The organism is Streptomyces collinus, from assembly GCF_031348265.1.
Taxonomy (GTDB): Bacteria; Actinomycetota; Actinomycetes; order Streptomycetales; family Streptomycetaceae; genus Streptomyces; species Streptomyces collinus.
The window spans coordinates 5,248,664-5,263,336 of record NZ_CP133771.1; the positions used below are offsets into that span (position 1 = coordinate 5,248,664).

Annotated in this window: 14 protein-coding genes and 1 pseudogene; 7 read left to right on the top strand and 8 right to left on the bottom strand. The window is 72.2% G+C overall.

Annotation, left to right across the window (positions count from 1 at the left end):
* Nucleotides 1-180 precede the first annotated feature (180 nt).
* From RFN52_RS23915 to RFN52_RS23925, 3 genes are read left to right on the top strand one after another with little or no spacing between them, the layout of a single operon-like run.
* The gene (locus tag RFN52_RS23915) at nt 181-1,443 is read left to right on the top strand and encodes a LolA family protein (protein WP_184848895.1); all 1,263 of its coding nucleotides are present in this window, start codon (nt 181-183) and stop codon (nt 1,441-1,443) included.
* A 41-nt stretch (nt 1,444-1,484) separates the two neighbouring features.
* Complete coding sequence (locus RFN52_RS23920) at nt 1,485-2,471, top strand: ABC transporter ATP-binding protein (RefSeq protein WP_184848896.1); 987 nt, start codon at nt 1,485-1,487, stop codon at nt 2,469-2,471.
* Complete coding sequence (locus RFN52_RS23925; RefSeq protein WP_184848897.1) at nt 2,458-3,345, top strand: ABC transporter permease; 888 nt, start codon at nt 2,458-2,460, stop codon at nt 3,343-3,345. Before RFN52_RS23920 ends, RFN52_RS23925 begins: the two co-directional genes overlap by 14 nt.
* Nucleotides 3,346-3,348: 3 nt before the next feature.
* Here RFN52_RS23925 and RFN52_RS23930 read toward each other — a convergent pair whose 3' ends face one another.
* The 3 genes from RFN52_RS23930 to RFN52_RS23940 form a co-directional block, all read right to left on the bottom strand.
* On the bottom strand, nt 3,349-3,930 hold the full coding sequence (locus tag RFN52_RS23930) for a flavodoxin family protein (RefSeq protein WP_184848898.1): 582 nt from the start codon (nt 3,928-3,930) through the stop codon (nt 3,349-3,351).
* 84 nt (nt 3,931-4,014) lie between these two features.
* Nucleotides 4,015-5,088 (bottom strand): amidase, encoded by a 1,074-nt coding sequence (locus tag RFN52_RS23935; protein WP_311241232.1) that lies wholly within the window; start codon nt 5,086-5,088, stop codon nt 4,015-4,017.
* A 68-nt stretch (nt 5,089-5,156) separates the two neighbouring features.
* Complete coding sequence (locus RFN52_RS23940; RefSeq protein ID WP_184848899.1) at nt 5,157-5,660, bottom strand: DUF6668 family protein; 504 nt, start codon at nt 5,658-5,660, stop codon at nt 5,157-5,159.
* A gap of 159 nt (nt 5,661-5,819) precedes the next feature.
* On the opposite strand from RFN52_RS23940, the gene RFN52_RS23945 reads away from it, so the two are divergent.
* Nucleotides 5,820-7,232 (top strand): tetratricopeptide repeat protein, encoded by a 1,413-nt coding sequence (locus RFN52_RS23945; protein ID WP_184848900.1) that lies wholly within the window; start codon nt 5,820-5,822, stop codon nt 7,230-7,232.
* Nucleotides 7,233-7,416: 184 nt separating this feature from the next.
* A complete protein-coding gene (locus RFN52_RS23950; protein WP_311241042.1) occupies nt 7,417-8,763 on the top strand; it encodes an RNA-guided endonuclease InsQ/TnpB family protein in 1,347 nt (448 codons plus the stop codon).
* Here the strand turns inward: RFN52_RS23950 and RFN52_RS23955 are convergent.
* Nucleotides 8,696-9,646: a M28 family metallopeptidase gene (locus RFN52_RS23955; protein ID WP_184848902.1), complete on the bottom strand. Its 951-nt coding sequence runs from the start codon at nt 9,644-9,646 to the stop codon at nt 8,696-8,698. The genes RFN52_RS23950 and RFN52_RS23955 overlap by 68 nt on opposite strands.
* A 152-nt stretch (nt 9,647-9,798) precedes the next feature.
* Complete coding sequence (locus RFN52_RS23960; RefSeq protein ID WP_184848904.1) at nt 9,799-10,272, bottom strand: VOC family protein; 474 nt, start codon at nt 10,270-10,272, stop codon at nt 9,799-9,801.
* A 21-nt stretch (nt 10,273-10,293) separates the two neighbouring features.
* Between RFN52_RS23960 and RFN52_RS23965 the strand changes: the two genes are divergently transcribed.
* Nucleotides 10,294-10,917, top strand: coding sequence for a CGNR zinc finger domain-containing protein (locus tag RFN52_RS23965; protein ID WP_184848906.1), 624 nt, complete (start codon nt 10,294-10,296; stop codon nt 10,915-10,917).
* On the opposite strand, the gene RFN52_RS23970 is transcribed toward RFN52_RS23965, so the two are convergent.
* The gene (locus RFN52_RS23970; RefSeq protein WP_184848908.1) at nt 10,904-11,353 is read right to left on the bottom strand and encodes a winged helix-turn-helix transcriptional regulator; all 450 of its coding nucleotides are present in this window, start codon (nt 11,351-11,353) and stop codon (nt 10,904-10,906) included. The two genes, RFN52_RS23965 and RFN52_RS23970, sit on opposite strands and share 14 nt — an antisense overlap.
* A gap of 92 nt (nt 11,354-11,445) precedes the next feature.
* Between RFN52_RS23970 and RFN52_RS23975 the strand changes: the two are divergent.
* Nucleotides 11,446-12,648 (top strand): annotated as a pseudogene (locus tag RFN52_RS23975) (MFS transporter); the annotation flags it as partial.
* A 32-nt stretch (nt 12,649-12,680) separates the two neighbouring features.
* Here the strand turns inward: RFN52_RS23975 and rarD are convergent.
* Together rarD and RFN52_RS23985 are read right to left on the bottom strand one after the other, a co-directional pair.
* Nucleotides 12,681-13,694, bottom strand: coding sequence for an EamA family transporter RarD (rarD, locus tag RFN52_RS23980; protein ID WP_308431973.1), 1,014 nt, complete (start codon nt 13,692-13,694; stop codon nt 12,681-12,683).
* A 123-nt stretch (nt 13,695-13,817) separates the two neighbouring features.
* Nucleotides 13,818-14,672, bottom strand: a complete 855-nt coding sequence (locus RFN52_RS23985) for an SDR family oxidoreductase (protein ID WP_184848912.1) — start codon at nt 14,670-14,672, stop codon at nt 13,818-13,820.
* Between the last annotated feature and the right edge of the window lies 1 nt (nt 14,673).

Consider the following 14,673-nt stretch of genomic DNA (forward strand, 5'->3'; position numbering starts at 1 on the left):
GTCATACCCCAGCAGTACACGGAGTTGAGCCCGGGGTCTGACGTATCTCCCTGGCCGATTTGGTCAGATGGACACCAGGGAAAGACACCACTCCTCACCTGTTCGGGTGAGAATGGCGGCTCAGGGACGAGTGCGTGGACGACACGGACAGCCGCCGCCGACCACGGAGGTAGGGCACACATGGCACCGTACGCATCCGACGACAGCACGACCGCCGGAGAGGTCGACGAGCAGCGCTCCGGGCGGCGCAAGGCCGCGCGGTACATCGTCCCGGTCACCGTGGTGGGGGTGGCCGCCGCGACGATCGGGCTGGTCCCCGCGCTCGCCGACTCCGGGGACCCCGACCTCCCGAAGATCACCGCACAGCAACTCATCGAGAAGATCGCCAAGTCGGACGTCCAGCAGCTGTCCGGCACGGTGAGGATCAGCACGGACCTCGGCCTGCCGAACCTCGGCGGCCTGGAGTCGGGCCTGCTGTCCGGCGCCGCCGGCCAGGGCGAGGGCGGCTCCTCCGCCGACCCGACGGCCAAACTCACCGAACTGGCCTCCGGCACGCACACCCTGCGCGTCGCCGCCGACGGCCCGGACAAGCAGAAGCTGTCGCTGCTGGAGAACGCCGCCGAATACAGCGTCATCCACAACGGCAAGGACGTCTGGGGCTACGACAGCAAGTCCAACGAGGTCTACCACGGCACCTCCTCGAAGAGCCCGGAGCACGGCAAGGACCAGCAGCCGCCGGCCATGCCGAAGGACTTCGCCGAGGAGGCCCTGAAGGCGGTCGACGACACCACGTCCGTGACCGTGGACGGCACCGCCCAGGTCGCCGGCCGGGACGCCTACAAGCTGGTCGTCGAGCCGAAGCAGTCCGGTTCGACGGTCGGCGCGATCACCGTCGCCGTGGACGCGCAGACCGGCATGCCGCTGAAGTTCACGCTGACCCCGGCGGGCGGCGGCCCGGCCGTCGTCGACGCGGGCTTCACGAAGGTGAGCTTCGCCAAGCCGGCCGCCTCCACCTTCGACTTCACCCCGCCCAAGGGCGCGAAGGTCACCGAGGAGAAGGACGCGGGCAAGGCACGCGACGAGGCCTCGGGCGAAACCCCGCGCAAGGCCCCCGGCAAGCCCTTCGACCTGGGTGCGGCGCCCAAGGCCGGGAAGGACTCCGGCAAGGGCGCCGACGGCCTCGACGGGATGAAGACCATCGGCGAGGGCTGGACCGCCATAGCCACCTTCGACACCGGCGGCGAGGGCGTGCCCTCGGGCAAGGCCGGCGGCGAACTCGGCGGCTTCATGGACTCCCTCGGCGACAAGGTCCACGGCACGTTCGGCTCGGGCACGGTGTTCTCGACCCGCCTGGTCAACGCCCTCGTCACCGACGACGGCAAGGTCTACGCGGGCCTGGTCACCAAGGACGCGCTCGTGAAGGCGGCCGACGCCGGGAAGTAGGTCCCGCAGCCGCACGGGACGTCGAGAGAACGAGGAAGCCGATGGGCGAGGTGTCCGCCGGGGAACCGGAGCAGCGTGAGGCGCGGGCCGAGACCGGGGAACCGGTCATCGCCACCCGCGCGCTCACCAAGCGCTACCGCGGCGGACAGCTCGCCGTCGACGGTCTCGACCTGACCGTCCCGGCGGGCAGCGTCTTCGGCTTCCTCGGCCCCAACGGCTCCGGCAAGACCACCACCATCCGCATGCTGATGGGCCTCATCGAGCCCACCTCCGGCACGGCCCGGGTGCTCGGGCAGCCCATGCCCCGGGCCACCCGCGCCGTGCTCCCGCACGTCGGCGCCCTCATCGAGGGCCCGGCCCTCTACGGCTTCCTCTCCGGCCGCGACAACCTGCTCCGCTACGACAGCGCCGACCCGGCCGCCGACCCGCGCACCCGGCGCATCCGGGTCGCCTCGGCCCTGGACCGGGTGGGCCTGACGGCCGCCGCGGGCAAGAAGGCCAAGGCGTACTCCCTGGGCATGAAACAGCGCCTGGGTCTCGCGGCCGCGCTGCTCCAGCCGCGCCGGCTGCTCGTCCTGGACGAGCCCACCAACGGCCTCGACCCGCAGGGCATGCGCGAGATCCGCGCCCTGGTGAGGGAGCTGGCCTCGGACGGCACGACGGTCTTCCTCTCCTCCCACCTCCTCGACGAGATCGAGCAGGTCTGCACGCACGCGGCCGTGATGGCCCAGGGCCGGCTGATCACGCAGGGACCGGTCGCCGAGCTGTCCGCCGGGGCGCGCGGCCGGCTGGTCGTGACCACGCCGGACCCGGCGGAGGCGGCCCGGATCCTGAAGGAGCAGGGCGTCGCCGACGTCGTCGTCACCGACGACCGGGTGACCGGCGAACCACCGGACCGCGACCTCGCCGAGGTGAACGCCGCGCTGGTGACGGCCGGGGTCCGGGTGCGCGGCTTCACGGTCGAACGGGCCTCGCTGGAGGACGCGTTCGTGGCGCTGACGGGGGAGGGCTTCGATGTCGCGGGCTGAAGTCGCGGAAGCCGTACAGCCGGTACGGCCCGTCAGTCCGTTGTGGACCTTCGGGCTGCTGCGCAACGAGCTCGTCACCACGTTCCGGCGGTGGCGCACGCTCGCGCTGCTGGCCGTGCTGGCGGGCGTGCCGATCCTCGTCGGCATCGCCGTCAAGATCGAGACGGGCGACGGCTCGTCGCCCGGCGGCGGGGGCGGCGGAGGACCGGCCTTCATCTCGCAGATCACCAACAACGGCCTCTTCCTCGTCTTCACCGCCCTGGCCGCGACGCTCCCGTTCTTCCTGCCGATGGCGGTCGGTGTCGTCGCGGGTGACGCGATCGCCGGCGAGGCCAACTCCGGCACGCTGCGCTATCTGCTGGTCGCCCCGGCCGGCCGCAGCCGCCTGCTGCTCACCAAGTACGCGACGGTGGTCATCTTCTGCCTGGCCGCCACGCTCGTGGTCGCCGTCTCGGCGCTGACGGCCGGGGCGCTGCTCTTCCCGCTCGGTGACCTGACGACCATCTCCGGCACGCAGATCAGCTTCGCCGAGGGCCTGGGCAGAGCCCTGCTGATCGCCCTGGCAGTCGCCGCGTCACTGATCGGCGTCGCCGCGCTCGGCCTGTTCGTCTCGACCCTCACGGGCAGCGGCATCGCGGCGATGGCGACGACGGTCGGCCTGCTGATCACGGTCCAGATCCTCGACCAGATCCCGCAACTGAACGCCCTGCAGCCGTACTTCTTCTCCCACTACTGGCTGTCCTTCGCCGACCTCATGCGCGAGCCGGTCTACTGGGACGAACTGGCGAAGAACCTCGGCCTCCAGGCCCTGTACGCGGCCGTGTTCGGGTCGGCGGCGTGGGCGCGGTTCACGACGAAGGACATCACCGCGTAGCGCTCAGTCCTCGTAGAGGAACCTGGCCAAGGGCGCTTCCTGCTCGAAGAAGGTCTTGGCGCGGGTCAGCGCCGCGTCGTCGGTCAGTACGTCACCGGGCTTGCTGCCGTTGCCGAGCAGCACCCCGCCGAAGCGCATCCCCATGTACGCCGCGGAGTTGTGGAGCGTCCCGACGAGCGGGTCGGCGACCACCTCCTGGGTGTGCGCGAGGGCGGTGACGCCCCACAGGGTGCGGCCGGCCAGGGTCGCCTTGAAGTCGAGGCCGGGCGTGCGCAGCCAGCCCGACCAGTAGTCGAGGTAGCGCTTGGTCTGCGCGGAGACCGAGTACCAGTACAGGGGCGAGACGATCACGATGTCCGTCGCGGCGAGTGTGGCGTTCAGCAGCCGGGCCACGTTGCCCTCGGTCGGGCGGACGTGGTCGCTGTCGTGCCGCAGGTCCTCGAAGTCCGGCACCGGATGCTCGGTGAGGTCGATCCACTCCTGCTCGACGTCCGGGGGCAGTTGCTCGGCGGCTCGGCGGGCGAGCAGCTCGGAGTTGCCCTCGGCGCGAGCGCTGCCCAGGACGAAAAGGAAACGGCGGGTCATGGGTGCCCCTCTGGAAACTCGGCGTACGGCGACTGCATGCGTGTGCATCATATGCGTACGCAAGTAAATCCGCCAGGGGTGCCCTCACGCCTCCCGCGCCACCGCCAGCAGCAGCGCCTCCCGCCCCGGCGGCGCCACCAGCTGGAGACCGGCCGGGCAGCCGTCGCCGTCGAAGCCCGCGGGCAGGCTCAGGGCGGGGTGACCGCTCAGGTTGAACCCCCAGGTGAGAGAGGTGGAGTAGCGGTCCCCGGGCCCCTCGTGGCCGTGCGGGGCGGTGGGGGCCGTCGGGGTCAGCAGCAGCTCGGCATCGGCGAACAGCCCGGCCAGCCGCCGGTCGTTCTCCGCCCGGACCCGCCCGGCCCCGGCCAGGTCGGAACCGGGGGTGCGCAGGGCAAGCCAGGCCGGGCCGGGATCCGTCAGCCGCAACGGCACCCGCGGACGCACCAGCCGTAGGACCCCTGCCGCCACGAGCCGCTCCACCGCGGCCCTCGCGAGCGCGACGGGCTCCGGGTCGGGGTCGGCGAAGCCCAGGTCGGGGGACCAGACCGCCGGGACGGGGAGGGCCGCCCCGGCAGGTGCCCGCTCCCCGGACACCACCGTCCACCACAGCCCGGCGTCCGACGCCGAGCGGGCGAGCACCCCGGGAACCGCGAGTCCCGTTCGGTCGCCCGACGGCAGCCGGCCGCTCGTCGTCTTCAGGCCGACCACCCCGCACCACGCCGCCGGGATGCGCACCGACCCGGCCCCGTCGCCGCCCGTCGCCAGCGGCACCAGCCCGGCCGCCACGGCCGCCGCGGCCCCGGCCGACGAGCCGCCCGGCGTCCGGTCGGCCCGCCACGGATTGACGGTCCGGCCCTGAGCCCCGAGCCCCCACGTCTGCCAGGGCGTCCCCGGCCCGGGCACGGAGGTCGCCCCCACGGGCACGCAACCGGCCGCGAGCAGCGGACCCGCCGCACGCAGCCCGTGCCGCCCCTTCACGGCGACCGGCACGCCGGCCAGCGGCAGGAAGACGTCCGCGCCCCGCCGGTCGAGTCGCGCGTCCACCTCGCGCGCCCGCCGCAACGCCTCGTCGTGCCACACCTCGGCGAACGCGCACAGCTGCGGATCGGTCCGCTCGATCCGGTCCAGGGCCGCCGCGGCGACATCCGCCGCGCGCAGCTCCCGGGCCCGTACCCCCGCCGCGATCTCCCCGGCCGACAGGGGGACGGCCGTCAGCGGCAGGGCGGTCAGCGTGCCGCTCCCGTCAGCCGGGCCAGGGCCTCCGTCCCGCGCGGCGGACGCCCCGGTTCACCGAGCCGCCAGGACGGCACCCACGGCACGCGGTACACGTCGATGACCGACTCCAGCGATCTGACCCGCTGGGCGAGCGGACGCGGCAGCCGGCCCGGGGCGTCCGCCACGAGGACGATCGCGTCCAGGTCGAGCCCCGGCGGAGCCTGGCCGCGCCGGAAGATCTCCACCGCCCCGGCGGCCGTGTCCAGCCCGGCCGCATGCGTCCGCGCGACCAGCAGCACCGACGGGGGATCGCCGGGCCCGGGCCAGGACCGGCCGCTGTCATGGCCGCCGTAGACCGCGGCGAGCGTGGAGACGCCCGCGCCGCCGTGCAGGCCGACCCAGGAGAAACGCCGCGCCGCGGCATGGGCGTGCGCGGGCTCCGGCGGCCCCGGCTCCGGGGTCGTCACCGGGCCGCGCAGCCAGATCTCCGGCCCCTGTCGCATGCCTGTGTGCATGCCCCTCTCCTCCCTCGTACGCCCGGTCTTCATGCCCTCGGTGACGACCGTGCCGGGGCGGGCGTCCCTTGGGACGAGCCTGTGACACCGTGGTGACGTGAGAAACGGGGGCGAGCGGACACACTCGACAGTAGGTGTACGACGCCCAGTGAGGGGACGATGTCGCGACTCAGCCGCGAGAAGAAGCGGGAACAGAAGCAGGCCGCACACGCGGCGACCCCGGCGGCGCCGATCGACGTCCATGTCCCCGGGCCCGGCACGGACGTGGGAGGGGGCACCGGCGGGGTGTCCGACGGCGCCCTGGTCGGTGGCGTCCCGGTCTTCGCCGCTCCCGGTGAGGAGGTCCAGCGGGCCGTCCTGAACCGCCTCCACCACATCGCCCTCGCCACCGGCCACCCCGTCCTCGCCACGATCCGCGACGAGCGCATCGGCTACGTCGTCCCGCTCCAGGTCGACCCGGACGGCTCCAGCCACTTCACGGCCGAGCCGGTCGCCACGGACCCGCCGGTGCCGCAGCACGCGCGAGGTGAGGCCACGCGTACGTCACCGGTGCCGCAGCACGCGCGAGGCGAAACCACGCGTACGCCACCGGTGCCGCAGCCCGCCCGAGCCGACGCCACCCGTACGCCACCCGTGCCGCAGCACGCCCGAGGCGAGGCCGCGGCCCCGCCCGAGCCGCGGCACCCGCACGGCGACAGTGCCACGCACGTGCTGCGTCCCGCGCCGGAGTCCGGCCGCGGCGCGACCCCGACCTTTCCGCTGCGGGCCGTGCCCGAGCCGCAGCCGGCCGACGAACCCGTACCGACGTTCGAGCTGCGCGCCGTGCCGGAGCAGACGGAGTCCGCGCCGGAAGACGCGCCGCCGGCCCCGGGCGCGGCGACGCCGCCCGGCACCGTCGCCCCGCCCACCGGCGAGTTCGGCCCGCCCCCGCCCATGGACGCCAGGCCGCTCCCGGTTCCCGAGGCCCGGCCGGCTCCGCGGCCCGCGCCGGTCCCCGAGGACGCCCTGATCGCCGCCGACCCCGACCCCAAGCCCACGCCCCCGCGCGGCTTCGACGCCGTCGCGGAGGCCGTGCTCGGGGACGAACCCCTCACCGCCCCGGGCGATCCCGCCGCCCCCGCGTTGCTCGCGGAGCCGATCGGGCGCATCAACGAGGCGGTGAAGGAGGGCAGGATCGAAGCGGCGTCCGCCCTGGCGGAGCAGACCGTCGTGCAGGCGTCCGCGACGCTCGGGCCGGAGCACCCCGAGGTGCTCCGGCTGTGCGAACTCACGGCATACATCGCCTACTTGGCGGGCGACCCGCTCCGCGCCTTCCGGCTGTCGCTCGACCTGGCCGGTGCCCGCCGCCGGGCCGGCGACCCGGAGGCCGCCTACGGCAACGTGGAGAGCGCGGCCACCGCCTGGCGCGCGGTGCGCGACCCGGCGCTCGGGCTGGAGCTGGGACGGGACCTGATCGGCCTGTGGACGGAGCTCGCCGCCGAGGACGGCCCGGCCGCCGAGGAGGTCGAGCAACTGGAGTCGGCCCGCGCCCGCATGGGCCGCCTCACCGAACGCGCCGCCCGCAACCAGTAGACGCTGTGCCGGGGGCTACCGGGATTCATTCGCAGTGCTCCGGGCTTCAGCCCGGGGGTGAAGCGAATCTCATGCCTGCGTCGCGGTGTCGTTCCGGTGGAGCCGGACTGTGTGCGGTGACGGTGAGGGGTCGCTCGAATGTTCCCGGTGACGGTACTCGTTCGACCTGCCTAGTGTGATCGTCGTGCAGCTCCGGTACGCCTTCCGCGTGTATCCGGATGCCGGTCAGCGGATCGCGCTGGCAAAGGCGTTCGGGTGCGCCCGCGTCGTGTTCAATGACGTAGTGCGCGCCCGGGAGGACGCCCGCAAGGCGGGCAAGCCCTTCCCCAAGGCCGGTGAGCTGTCCACGCGTCTGATCACCGAGGCGAAACGGACCGTGGAGCGGTCCTGGCTGGGTGAGGTGTTCGCGGTCGTCCTGCAGCAGTCGCTGCGCGACGCCGAGGCGGCTTACAAGAACTTCTTCGCCTCCCTCAAGGGCACCCGCAAGGGCCCGAAACTGGGTGCGCCCCGGTTCAAGTCCCGCAAAGACACCCGGCAGTCGATCCGGTTCACCGCCAACGCCCGCTGGAACATCACCGACAGCGGCCGGCTGAACCTGCCGAAGATCGGGGCGGTGAAGGTGAAGTGGTCCCGTACCCTGCCCGCCACCCCCAGTTCCGTCACCGTGATCAAGGACAGCGCGGGCAGATTCTTCGCCTCGTTCGTCATCGACACCGACCCCGCCGCAGACGCGAACAGGATGCCCGACACCGACCAGAGCATCGGCATCGACCTCGGCCTGAGCCACTTCGCCGTGCTGTCCACCGGCGAGAAGATCGACTCACCCCGGTTCCTGCGCCGGGCGGAGAGGAAGCTGAAGAAGGCCCAGAGGGACCTGTCCCGCAAGCGGAAGGGGTCGAAGAACCGCGAGAAGGCCCGCCTCAAGGCCGCCCGTGCCCACGCTCAGGTCACCGACGCCCGCAAGGAGTTCCACCACCAGCTTTCCACCCGGCTGATCTCCGAGAACCAAGGGATCGGAGTGGAGAGCCTGTCGGTGGCGGGACTGGCGCGCACCCGGCTGGCCAAGTCCGTCCACGACGCGGGCTGGACGGCGTTCGTGAACATGCTGGAATACAAGGCGCAACGGTACGGGCGCACCCTGATCAAGATCGGCCGGTTCGAGCCGACCTCCCAGACCTGCTCCACCTGCGGCGTCAAGGACGGTCCCCAACCCCTGTCCGTCCGGGAATGGACCTGTACCGCCTGCGGCACGGTCCACGACCGGGACCACAATGCCGCACTCAACGTCCAACAGGCCGCCGGACTGGCGGTATCAGCCTGCGGAGCGCCGGTAAGACCAGAACCCGTTCTGGCACAGCGCGAAGAAACAGGAAGCCATGGATTCCCCACCGGAAACCGTGCCGTAGCGGCACAGCAACCGGTAGAGAAGGCCAGAATCCTCGCCCTTCAGGGCGAGGAGCATGTCAATCCGACAGCTCCCACACCGCGTGCGCGAGGGCGTCGCTGTTGCGGTTCAGAGCTGTGTCGTTGATGTTGGCGGTGGTGTCGCAGGAGGAGTGGTAGCAGCGGTCGAAGGCCCGCCCGGCCGTACCGCCCCACTTGGCCGCCTGCGCCGCCGTCATCGTCCGGCTCGCCCCGGTGAACAGACCGCCCACCGGCACGCCGGCGCTCTTGAAGGGCGCGTGGTCGGAGCGGCCGTCGCCCTCGGTCTCGATCTCGGTCGGGACGCCGATGCCGCCGAAGTAGTCCTTGAAGGTCTTCTCGATCGCCGGGTCGTCGTCGTAGACGAAGTAGCCGGGGTTCGGGGAGCCGATCATGTCGAAGTTCAGATAGGCGCTGATCCGCGAACGGTCGCCGGTGGCCAGCCGGTTGACGTAGTAGCGGGAGCCGACCAGGCCGAGCTCCTCCGCGCCCCACCAGGCGAACCGCAGGTGCTTGGTGGGCTTGTACTGCGCCCGGGACACGGCGAGAGCGGCCTCCAGGACGGCGGCCGAGCCGGAGCCGTTGTCGTTGATGCCGGCCCCGGAGGAGACGCTGTCGAGGTGCGAGCCGGCCATCACGACCTGGTTCGCGTCGCCGCCCGGCCAGTCGGCTATCAGGTTGTAGCCGGTGCGGCCGGAGGCGGTGAACTGCTGGATCGTGGTGGTGTATCCGGCCGCGTCCAGCTTGGCCTTCACGTAGTCGAGGGAGGCCTTGTAGCCGGCCCGGCCGTGCGCCCGGTTGCCGCCGTTGGCGGTGGCTATGGACTGCAGCTGGGACAGGTGGGCCTTGACGTTCGCCACGGGTATGTCCGGCGCGGCGGCCGCTCTGGAGGGAGCGGAGGACGCGGCGTCGGCCACGGCGCCGCCGGTCAGGAGCATGGCGGTCGCCATGCCGCCCGCGGCAACGGCGCGCGCGGAAACGGAGAGCTTCATGTGGGGGCTCCGGATTCCGTGGGGAAGCCCGTGGGATGTCCACGGGCCGCCCACAGTGAATGGGGTGCCTGGATGGTGAAGCTGGTACTGACTCTCCGTCAAGGTGCTGATCCGGCCAGGGAGTTACGGAGCGCAGGCCTCCGGGGCGCCCGTCACTGGACGCAGAACTCGTTCCCCTCCGGGTCCGCCATCACGACCCACTCGCCGCCCTGCTCCTTCACCCGCCGCAGCGCGCTCGCACCGAGCCCCTCCAGCCGGGCGACCTCCTCGTCGCGCCGCCCCTTGCCCGGGTGCAGATCGAGATGCAGCCGGTTCTTGACCGTCTTCGCCTCCGGCACCCGCTGGAACAGCAGCCGGCGCCCCAGCCCGGTCCCGCTCTCCTCCTCGAAGGGGTCCTCGGGGTGCCGTACGGCGACCAGGTCCCGGAAGGCGCGGCGGCCGTGGAAGTCGACCGTGGCCTCCTCCGGCAGGGCGCCGAAACCGAGCAGCTTCCCGATGAGGGCGCTGTTGTCCTCGACCTCGTAGCGCAGGGCGGCGGCCCAGAAGTCGGCCTGGGCGTGCGGGTCGCCGGCGTCGATGACGAGTTTCCAGTGCACGGGAGCGGGTGATGCGGGTGTCTGCGTCATGTAACCACTTATACTGGTTAGGTGAGTGAACGCGCAGGGGAAACGCCGGACCGGACACCCGGCCTGACGCTGGTCTCGGGCGAGGGCAAGCCCTACCGCTTCGACCCCGGCGCCCTGTGCCTGGAGCTGACGACGACGGGCGGCCCCGGAGCCTTCGCCCGCTGGGAAGTGCTGCACGAACCGTCCGACCTGGTCACCTGGGCCGGGCTGAGCCGGCTGCCGGACGGGCTGGACCTCACCGTCTCCCCCGGGGAACTGGAGCGGGCGCGCACCCTGCGCGACGCCGTGCTCCTCCTGGCGGCCGACCGCGCCCACGGCCGCCCACTGCGGGCTCCCCACCTGGACGTCGTCAACGCGGCCGCGGCCGCGCCGCCCCTGGTCGCCCGCATCGGGCCCGACGGCACCCGCTCCTGGGCCCCCGGCGCCACCGGCACCCAGCTCCTCGCGACCGTCGCCCGCGACGCGGTCGACCTGTTCACCGGGCCCTTCGCCGACCGGATCCGCGAGTGCGGCGCCCACAACTGCCACCTGCTGTTCGTCGACACCTCCCGGCCGGGCCGCCGCCGCTGGTGCGCGATGGAGCACTGCGGGAACCGCGAGAAGGTCCGGGCGCACCGCGCCCGCCACGCCCCTACGAAGCCGTAGTCTCCGCGGCCTCGGCCGCACGGGTGTCGTACGCGGTCCGGGCCTGTGCGATCTCCTCCTGGTGCTCCTCCGTCCAGGTCACCAGGGACTGGATCGTGGTGTGCAGCGTCCTGCCGAGCGAGGTCAGTTCGTACTCGACGCGCGGCGGCACGACCGGGTGCACCGTCCGCTTCACCAGGCCGTCCCGCTCCAGCGAGCGCAGGGTCACCGTCAGCATCCGCTGGCTGACCCCGTCGATCTCCCGGCGCAGCTCCGTGAAGCGCAGCCGCCGGTTCTCCAGCAGCGCGATGACCAGCAGCGACCACTTGTCGGCGATCCGGTCGAGGATCTGCCGGACCTGACAGTCCTCGCGGGTGTCCCACTGGAAGGGGTCGGCGTCGCCGTGGTCCACGGTGCTCGCGCAGTTACTCGGTGACTTCGAAGTGCCTTCTTCCATGTCCATCGATGCTGCCGCAGGGTGGGGCGTGGTTACAAGATGGAACTGACCCTCACTTGCGTAACCGTCCCATACCGGAGGAGTGTTGACTCATGGGCACCCGTGCCTGGGCGCTACTGCTCGTTCTGTGCGGAACGATCTTCCTCGAAGGCATCGACGTCGCGATGATGGCGGTGGCGATACCGGCCGTCCGTGCCGATCTCGGACTGACCACCGGCACCGCGGCCTGGGTGATGAGCGCCTACGTACTCGGCTACGCGGGTTTCACGCTGCTGGGCGGCCGGGCCGCCGACCTGCTCGGGCGGCGGCGGATGTTCCTGCTCTGGCTGACCGTCTTCCTCGCCTTCTCGGGGCTCGGCGGCTTCGCGACGGGCGGCTGGATGCTGATCGTCGCCCGGTTCGTCACGGGCGTCGCCGCCGCCTTCATGACCCCGGCCGCGCTCTCCCTGATCACCACCTCCTACGAGGAGGGCCCGCAGCGCAACAAGGCCGTGCTGGTCTTCGCCGGGACGGGCGCGGCCGGCTTCTCCCTCGGGCTGGTGATCGGGGGCCTGCTCACCGAGATCGGCTGGCGCTGGGTGTTCTTCGCCCCCGTGCTGCTGGCCGCCGCCCTGCTCGTCGCCGCCGTACGCGTGATCCCCCGGCGCGACGCCCCCGCCAGGCGCGGGCGTACCTTCGACCTGCCCGGTGCGATCACCGCCGCCGGCGCCATGCTGCTGGCCGCCTACACCGTCGTACGTCTGGAGCACGGCCTGCACCAGTGGCCGGTCACTCTGACCTCGGGCCTCGCGGCCGTGTTGCTGGCCGCCGTCTTCGTCGCGGTCGAACGCCGCTGCCCCGATCCGCTCGTCCGGCTCGGCCTGCTGCGCAAGGGCCCGGTCGTGCGCGCCGACCTGGGGGCGCTGCTCTTCCTCGGCGCCTTCTTCGGCTTCCAGTTCGTCGTCACGCTCTACCTGCAGGAACTGCGCGGCTGGTCGTCCCTGCAGACGGCGCTGGCCCTGGTCGTCACGGGTATCGACGCCGTCCTCGCGCCGACGCTCACGCCCAGACTGGTCACCCGCTTCGGCAACGCCCGGGTGATCGCCGGCGGCTTCCTCCTGGCCGTGGCCTCCTACGCGCTGTTCCTGCCGGTCGGCATGGACTGGTCCTACGCCATGATGTTCCCGACCCTGCTCCTGAGCGGTCTCGCGTTCGCCCTGGCCTTCGGGCCACTGACGATCGCGGCGACGGACGGGGTGGCCGAGTCGGAGCAGGGGCTGGCCGGCGGGCTGCTGACCACCGCCATCCAGTTCGGCTCCGCGATCGGCATCTCGGCGGTGACCGCGGTCTACGGCCTGGCGTCCACCGGGTCCGGCCCGGAGGCCACGCTCTCGGCGTTCCGCGCGGCACTGACCGTGCCGGTCGCCCTGGTCGTGCTGGGCACGCTGATCTCGTTGGTGAGCGTGCGGGAGGCCCGGCGGGCGGTGCGCAAGGCGTCCCAGGTGAGCAGCGTCAACGCCAGCCACACCAGTGCGAATCCGGCCCAGCGCTCCGGCGGCATCTCCTCGTGGAAGTAGAGGACGCCGAGCAGGAACTGGAAGACCGGCGTGAGGTACTGCAGCAGGCCGATGGTGGACAGGGGCACGCGGATGGCTGCGGCTCCGAAGCAGACCAGGGGGAGCGCGGTGACGATGCCTGCCGAGGCGAGCAGCGCCGCGTGCCCCGCGCCCTCGGCCGCGAAGGTGGAGTCGCCGCGTGCGGAGAGCCACACCAGGAAGCCGAGGGCGGGCAGGAACTGGATCGCCGTCTCCGCGGCCAGCGACTCGATGCCGCCGAGGCCCACCTTCTTCTTCACCAGCCCGTACGTGGCGAAGGAGAACGCCAGGCAGAGCGAGATCCACGGCGGCTGCCCGTAACCGATGGTCAGCACGACGACGGCGAGGCCGCCGGTCCCGACCGCCGCCCACTGCACCGGCCGCAGCCGCTCCTTGAGGAGCAGCACGCCCATCGCGATGGTGACCAGCGGGTTGATGAAGTACCCGAGTGAGGCCTCGACCACGTGCCCGGAGTTCACGGACCAGATGTACAGGCCCCAGTTGACGGTGATGACCGCCGCGGCGACCGTGATCAGTGCCAGCTTGCGCGGCTGCCGCAGCAGCTCGCCGGCCCAGGCCCAGCGGCGCAGCACGAGCAGCGCGGCGCCCACGAAGACCAGCGACCACACCATCCGGTGGGCCAGGATCTCCATCGCGCCGGCCGGTTTCAGCAGGGGCCAGAACAGGGGGACCAGCCCCCACATCCCGTAGGCCGCGAAGCCGTTCAGCAGTCCTATGTGCCGCTCACCCCTCGGCTTGCCGGTCACGTGCCCCTCCTTCGCGCCTGGCGTGCGTCCGCGTTCACGACGGTAACGCCGGGCGCCCCCGGCTGTCATGCCCGTATCGGCATACGGTCATGACAGTCCGGGGGTGGCGCGGTGAAGCGGGGGTCAGCCCTTGAGGGCTGCGGCGATGGCCTCGGCGAACGGGGTGGTCGGGCGGCCGGTCAGGCGGGAGAGGTCACCGGTGGAGACGACCAGTTCGCCCTTCTCGATGGAGGCGTCGACGCCCGCGAGGATCTGCGCGAACGGCTCGGGCAGGCCCGCGCCGGTCAGGATGCCGGCGAGCGCTTCGGGGGAGACGGCGTTGTAGGCGATGTCCTTGCCGGTCTGCCGGCTCAGCTCGGCCGCGTACTCGGCGAAGCTCCAGGGAGTGTCGCCGCCCAGCTCGTACGTCGTGTTCTCGTGCCCCTCACCGGTCAGCACGGCGACGGCGGCAGCGGCGTAGTCGGCGCGCGAGGCGGAGGAGACCTTGCCCTCGCCGGCGGCGGCGACGACCGCGTTGTGCTCCAGCACGGGGGCGAGGTTCTCGGTGTAGTTCTCGTGGTACCAGCCGTTGCGCAGCAGCGCGTAGGGCACGCCGGAGTCCAGGAGGATCTCCTCGGTGCCGCGGTGGTCGTCGGCCAGTGCGGCGGTCAGGGTGCCGGGGGCGCTGGTGTAGGCGAGCAGGGCGACACCGGCGGCCTTGGCGGCGTCGATGACGACCTTGTGCTGCTGCACGCGGCCCTTGTCGAACTCGTTGCCGGAGATCAGCAGCACCTTGTCGCCCGCGGAGAAGAGGTTGTCGTACGAGGCGGGGTTGTTGTAGTCGGCGAGGGCGATCTTCACACCGCGGTCCGCGAAGTCGGCGGCCTTCTCCGCGTTGCGCACCACGGCGGTGATCTGCTCGGCGGGGACCTTCTCCAGCAGCTGCTCCACGACGTGGCGGCCGAGGTGTCCGGTGGCTCCGGTGACGACGATGCTCATG

Coding starts and splice junctions, on each gene's coding strand:
- RFN52_RS23915 (WP_184848895.1), top strand. CDS start 181: ATGGCACCGTACGCATCCGACGACAGCACGACCGCCGGAGAGGTCGAC.
- RFN52_RS23920 (WP_184848896.1), top strand. CDS start 1,485: ATGGGCGAGGTGTCCGCCGGGGAACCGGAGCAGCGTGAGGCGCGGGCC.
- RFN52_RS23925 (WP_184848897.1), top strand. CDS start 2,458: ATGTCGCGGGCTGAAGTCGCGGAAGCCGTACAGCCGGTACGGCCCGTC.
- RFN52_RS23930 (WP_184848898.1), bottom strand. CDS start 3,930: ATGACCCGCCGTTTCCTTTTCGTCCTGGGCAGCGCTCGCGCCGAGGGC.
- RFN52_RS23940 (WP_184848899.1), bottom strand. CDS start 5,660: ATGCACACAGGCATGCGACAGGGGCCGGAGATCTGGCTGCGCGGCCCG.
- RFN52_RS23945 (WP_184848900.1), top strand. CDS start 5,820: ATGTCGCGACTCAGCCGCGAGAAGAAGCGGGAACAGAAGCAGGCCGCA.
- RFN52_RS23955 (WP_184848902.1), bottom strand. CDS start 9,646: ATGAAGCTCTCCGTTTCCGCGCGCGCCGTTGCCGCGGGCGGCATGGCG.
- RFN52_RS23960 (WP_184848904.1), bottom strand. CDS start 10,272: ATGACGCAGACACCCGCATCACCCGCTCCCGTGCACTGGAAACTCGTC.
- RFN52_RS23970 (WP_184848908.1), bottom strand. CDS start 11,353: ATGGAAGAAGGCACTTCGAAGTCACCGAGTAACTGCGCGAGCACCGTG.
- RFN52_RS23985 (WP_184848912.1), bottom strand. CDS start 14,672: ATGAGCATCGTCGTCACCGGAGCCACCGGACACCTCGGCCGCCACGTC.